Origin of the sequence: Treponema sp. UBA785 (genome assembly GCF_002297065.1) — a bacterium.
GTDB lineage: Bacteria > Spirochaetota > Spirochaetia > Treponematales > Treponemataceae > Treponema_D.
Genome location: NZ_DBJD01000090.1, coordinates 55,421 through 61,107 on the forward strand (window position 1 = coordinate 55,421; position 5,687 = coordinate 61,107).

The following is a 5,687-nucleotide window of genomic DNA, read 5'->3' on the forward strand; positions in this document are numbered from 1 at the left end:
TTTTTGATTTTTAGCTTTATTTTCTTTATAATAAAAATATGACACAGGCTTTGGATTTTGATAATTGGACTGGCTACGATGACTGGCTGATTCAAAATTACGATAAATACGGAATAACTTTTGTAGGCGAAAAAGACGGAAAAATTCACGCCGAGTTTATGGACAAGGACGAATGGAACGAAACTGCAAAAAAAATAGAATCTGAAGAAGCTGCTTCTGAGAAAGAAAAATCTGAAAATGCCTAAATTTTTTTAGCAAGTTCAAGGGCGGTTTCAAAAAAGACTTTTTCTGTTTTTTGAGGCAGAACTTCGGAAAGTTTTTTTATGTCCTGGCTTAAATTTTCTTTTGCTGGAGAAGTTAAAATTACTTCGCAATAGCCTTTTTCGCGTTCCTGCTTTGCCGCAAGATTTTCTGTTTGGTAAACTTTTTTTACAAAGTTTTTTTTAGAAAGTTCTTTCATTTCTTCTTCTGTTAAAAGCGGAAATTTTATGTTCAGGACAAAATTTTCTTTTTGCTCGTCTTTGTTTCGAATTCCTGCGGTTTTTAGAATCCGTTCAAAAATTGTCATATTTTGCATCGCCGCATAGCTTGCGGTCATTCCGGAAAGCCTTGGATTTATTTCAATTACAAACCATTTTTTTTGAGAGAAAACAAGGTCAACCTGGGTGATTCCTTCAAAATCAAGCGAGGCTGCAATTTTTTTTAGAATTTTGTTTAAATCTTCTATTTTGTATTCAGAATTTGTTACAGGTCCGAGTTTTACGCTTTGTTTTGGAGATGTGATTCCATACTTGTTTACGCTGAAAATCATTGGTGGCAAAATTTTGTGTAAAAAACAGCCGCCGTTTTTTTTAGGCTGAATGGATTTTGAAAGAATTGATTCAATTTCCGTGCCAAACTGATCTCCTTTTATAAATTCTTCGATTATTCTGTCAGAAGTAAATTTTTTTGACTTTAACCAGTCGTGAACCTGTGAAAAATTCTCTAAAACGTCCATTCCGTAACTGCTTAAACCAGTTGTATCTTTTATTACGACCGGAAAGTTGAGCTTTTTGATTTCTGAGAGAAGTGCCGTTTTGTAAACGTTGCTTTTTACGGTTTTACGATTTCCTGCATTTATAAAAAGCGCATGATTTATGTACAAGGCTTTTGGCGTATTGATTTTTAACTGAAGGAGCTTCTGGTGAGTCTGCCATTTATCAAAGCAGGTGAGCGCGGTTTTTACGCTATGGCAGACTGTTTTTATTCCTTTTTGCCTTAAAAAATCTGCGACAAGAGCATCTTTTGCAGTGAGCCAGTCGAATGGTGTTACAAAAAATGTAGCTGCGATTGCAATTTCGGGGTTTAGAGAGTATAAAAAATCTGCAATTTCTGCCTCATCGTCGCTCTTTATGATTTCGTATTGGACGTTGTTTGCTTTTTGAAAATTTTCGCTGCCGCTTATATCTAAAAGAAACATTCCTGGAAGCTGTGTTGCAACGATAAAACTGTGTTCTGGAAAAGATTTTGCAAGCAGTTCCAGTTGCTGTGCGGAAGATGGAAAGTTTTTTACTACGGCTGTTTTTGGTTCAAAAATATTTGAAGAAGTTGAATAAAGAAGAATACGCATTGTCCGAGTATTATACGAAAATTGCAGGTTTGGGTGTAGAGTGTTCACAAATTGCGGATTATGTTGATGTTGTGCAAGGTTCTCAAAATCATTAAAATAAAAAATTATAATAATTGGTCTTAGGAAGCAAAATGAAAATTAATGGTTCTCAAATTGTTATTGAGTGTTTGATTGAACAGGGTGTAGACACTGTTTTTGGTTATCCTGGTGGAAATATCTTAAATATTTATGATGCTCTTTACAAAAATTCTGACCGCATTACTCATATTTTGACGGCTCATGAACAGGCTGCTGCCCATGCTGCCGATGGTTATGCACGTTCTACTGGACGTGTTGGAGTTTGCATGGCAACAAGCGGTCCTGGAGCTACAAATCTTGTGACTGGAATTGCAACTGCTTACATGGATTCTGTTCCGATGGTTGCTATTACCTGTAACGTTGGAACTCCTTTGCTTGGAAAAGACACTTTTCAGGAAATTGATATTACTGGCGTAACTCTGCCAATTACAAAACACAATTTTATGGTAAGACGGGTTGAAGACCTTGCATATATTTTCCGTCAGGCTTTTATAATTGCAAAATCTGGAAGACCTGGTCCTGTTTTGATTGATATTCCAAAAGACATTACAGCCGCAATGTGTGAGTTTGAACCGCTCAAAAAAGGCGATGACGGTTCTGCTGCTTTAGCAAAAGAAAATCCGAATTTCAAGCGGGTTATGAGAGTAAATGTTCCTTCCGACGAAGAAATAAAAGCGGCCGCAGAAATCATAAATAAATCAGAACGGCCGGTTATCTACGCTGGTGGCGGAATTAAGATTTCTGGCGCAGAAAAAGAACTTTTGGAATTTGCAGAGAAAGCTTCAATTCCTGTTTCTGAAAGCCTTATGGGACGCGATGTTTTTCCTTCAGATCATCCTCTGTGTACGTGGATGGTAGGAATGCACGGAACTCGCGCTAGCAATATGGCTGTTACAGAAAGCGATCTTGTTTTGGCGCTTGGTTCTCGTTTTTCTGACCGCGTAATCGGCGATCCAAAAAAATTTGCTGAACATGCGACTGTATTTCATATTGACATTGATCCTGCGGAAATCAATAAAAACATTCACGCTGGCGGTGAACTTGTAGGCGACTTAAAGTCAATTTTGTCACGTCTTTTGCCTTTAATCGAAAAAAAATCACATTCAGCTTGGCTTGAAAAAATTGACGCATGGAAAAAAGAAATTCCTACAAGCTATTCAATTGTAAAGCCAAACTCTGTAAATCCAAAATTTATGCTCGAAACTGTTCACAAATATGCAGGCGACGATGCTTTTATTACTACTGAAGTCGGCGAGCATCAGATGTGGACAGCCCAGTTCTATCCGTTTGAAAAGCCTCGTACTTTCCTTACATCCGGCGGTCTTGGAACTATGGGGTACGGCACTGGCGCTGCGATTGGTGCGCAGGTAGCAAATCCTTGTGGACGTGTAGTTCATATTGCAGGTGACGGTTCTTTTAGAATGAATTGCAATGAGCTTTGTACAATTGCACGCTATAATCTTCCAATCGTAATTGTCCTTGTAAATAACGGCACGCTCGGGAATGTCCGCGTATGGCAAAAACTTTTTTACGAAAAACGATACAGCCACACGACGCTTGATTTTGGTCCCGACTGGAAAAAACTTGCAGATGCTTACGGTGTAGGTTATGTAAAGGCAAACAATAATGATGAATTTGAAAAAGTCTTTAAGACTGCATTTGCCGAAAAAAAACCGTACATTGTCGACACGATTGTCGATATTGACGAGATGATTTTTCCAATGGCAATTCCTGGAAAACCAATTGATGAACAGATGATGTGCTGGGGAAACTAAAAATGGCGGAAAATAAAGCGCACGGAACAATTACAAAAGACAATCATGCTGCATTGTGGCACGGACGTTTTGCAGAAGGACCGGATGCCGCGGCAGTTGAGTTTGAAACTTCAATTCGCGTGGATGAACGCATGGCATTGGATGATATTCGCGGTTCAAAAGCGCATGCCTCGATGCTTTCTAAACAGAAGATTATTTCTGAAAAGGAAAATGAAGAAATTCAAAAAGGGCTGGATTCAATTGAAAAGGACTTAAAATCTGGAAGACTTTCAATTGATTATTCTGCCGAAGACATTCATTCATTTATCGAAGCTACTTTGACGGACAGAATTGGCGAAAGCGGGAGAAAACTTCATACTGGACGAAGCCGCAACGACCAGATTGCCCTTGATGAAAGACTTTACCTTAGACGCGTAATTCCTGAGCTTCAAAAACAGCTCGTTTCTTTAATAAAAACTCTTGCAGATATTGCTTCTAAACATAAAGATTCTCTTTTGACCGGCTACACACATATGCAGCACGCTCAGCCCGGAACTTTGGCGCAGCATTTGTGTTCTTGGGCGTGGATGCTCGTGCGTGATTATGAAAGGCTTTCAGACAGCCTGAAAAGAATCGCGCTTTCCCCTTTGGGAAGCGGCGCTCTTGCAGGTTCTGACCTTCCTTTGAACCGTGAATATGTGGCGGAACTTTTGAATTTTGATGGAGTAACACAGAATTCTTTGGACAGTGTTGCCGACCGTGATTACTGTATCGAATTTACTTCTGATTTTTCGCTTATTCAGATGCATTTGAGCCGCATGTGCGAAGAAATAGTCTATTGGTCTACGACAGAATTCGGTTTTGTTGAATTGAGTGAAAAATGGTCTACTGGTTCTTCAATTATGCCGCAGAAAAAAAATCCTGACTTTGCAGAACTGATCCGCGGACGGACAGGAAGGGTTTACGGCGACCTTATAAACCTTCTTACGATGATGAAAGCTCTTCCTATGAGTTATGACCGCGACATGCAGGAAGACAAAGCTCCTCTTTTTGATGCTCTTGATTGTGTTCAAGGAAACATCATTGTTTTTGAGGCGATGATTGCAAGTGCACGCTGGAACAAGGAAAAGATGGCTGCAAGTTGTGAAGGCGGTTTTGCAAATGCGACAGATGTCGCTGATTATCTGGTATGCAAGGGGATGCCTTTTAGAACTGCACACGGAGTCGCTGCACAGTGTGTCCGCCTTGCAATTGATACTGGAAGAAAAGCAATCGAAGAGCTGACGCTTTCAGAAATCAAGTCAATCAGCCCGCTTTTTGAAGAAGACTTGTTTGCAAAAATTACGCCGCAAGCGTGCATGCGTGCAAGAAAAACAACTGGCGCGCCAAGTCCTGAGCAAACAGAAAAGCAGATTGCATCTCTTTTTGCATTTTGCGAAGGAAAAATCTAGCTTATTTATAGAAACAATTGTTTTTATTTTTAATAGGAGTAAAAAATGAAAAAAATTACTTTGTTTGTATGTGCTTTTGCCGCACTTACTGTTTTTGCAGGCTGTTCTAAAAAAGAAGCTGGAGACAATTCTCTTGAAGCGCTCAAAAGCCGTGGAGAATTTATTCTCGGTCTTGACGATTCATTCCCTCCATTGGGATTCCGTGATTCTTCAAACGAAATCGTTGGATTTGACATTGACCTTGCAAAAGAAGTTGCTTCTCGTCTTGGCGTAAAATTCCGCGCTCAGCCGATTAACTGGGATTCAAAAGAACAGGAGCTTGCTACTGGAAACATCGACTGTATTTGGAACGGCCTTACAATTACCGAGGAACGCAAAGCAGCTCTTTCATTTTCTAAGCCTTATCTTAAAAACGCGCAGGTTCTGGTTGTAAAAAAGAATTCAGGAATTAAAAAACTTTCCGACATGGCAGGAAAAAAAGTCGGTATTCAGGCAGGTTCATCTGCCTCAGATGCAGTTGAAGCTTCTCCTGATTTTAAGCGTTCTGTAAAATCAATAATCGAGTTCAAAGACAATATCATGGCTTTAAATGATCTTGAGATTGGCGGAGTTGATGGTGTTGTAATGGATCTTATCGTTGCAAACTACGCAATCAAGACTTCTGGAAAACCGTTTGAAGTTCTTTCTGAAGGCTTGGCTCCTGAAGAATATGGAATCGCTTTCCGCAAAGGTGATGTAAAACTTACGGACGAAGTTCAAAAAATTCTCGAGGCTATGGCTGCTGACGGAACTGTT

General features: G+C 39.7%; 5 protein-coding genes. 4 read left to right on the forward strand and 1 reads right to left on the reverse strand.

The annotated features are described in order from the left end of the window. Positions 1 to 38: 38 nt before the first annotated feature. Positions 39 to 245: a hypothetical protein gene (locus B2X33_RS08060; protein ID WP_296022826.1), complete on the forward strand. Its 207-nt coding sequence runs from the start codon at positions 39 to 41 to the stop codon at positions 243 to 245. On the opposite strand, the gene B2X33_RS08065 is transcribed toward B2X33_RS08060, so the two are convergent. Further along, entirely contained in the window at positions 242 to 1,609 is a 1,368-nt protein-coding gene (locus tag B2X33_RS08065) for an ATP-grasp domain-containing protein (protein ID WP_296668901.1), read from the reverse strand. The genes B2X33_RS08060 and B2X33_RS08065 overlap by 4 nt on opposite strands. Before the next feature lie 131 nt (positions 1,610 to 1,740). On the opposite strand from B2X33_RS08065, the gene ilvB reads away from it, so the two are divergent. The 3 genes from ilvB to B2X33_RS08080 form a co-directional block, all read left to right on the forward strand. Next, entirely contained in the window at positions 1,741 to 3,462 is a 1,722-nt protein-coding gene (gene ilvB, locus B2X33_RS08070) for a biosynthetic-type acetolactate synthase large subunit (protein ID WP_296668903.1), read from the forward strand. A 2-nt stretch (positions 3,463 to 3,464) separates the two neighbouring features. After that, positions 3,465 to 4,892 carry an argininosuccinate lyase gene (gene argH, locus B2X33_RS08075; RefSeq protein WP_296668906.1) on the forward strand — a complete coding sequence of 476 codons (1,428 nt, stop codon included), beginning with the start codon at positions 3,465 to 3,467 and terminating at the stop codon, positions 4,890 to 4,892. Between the two features lie 45 nt (positions 4,893 to 4,937). Beyond that, the coding region (locus B2X33_RS08080) for an amino acid ABC transporter substrate-binding protein (RefSeq protein ID WP_296668908.1) at positions 4,938 to 5,687 on the forward strand (750 nt) is incomplete at its 3' end.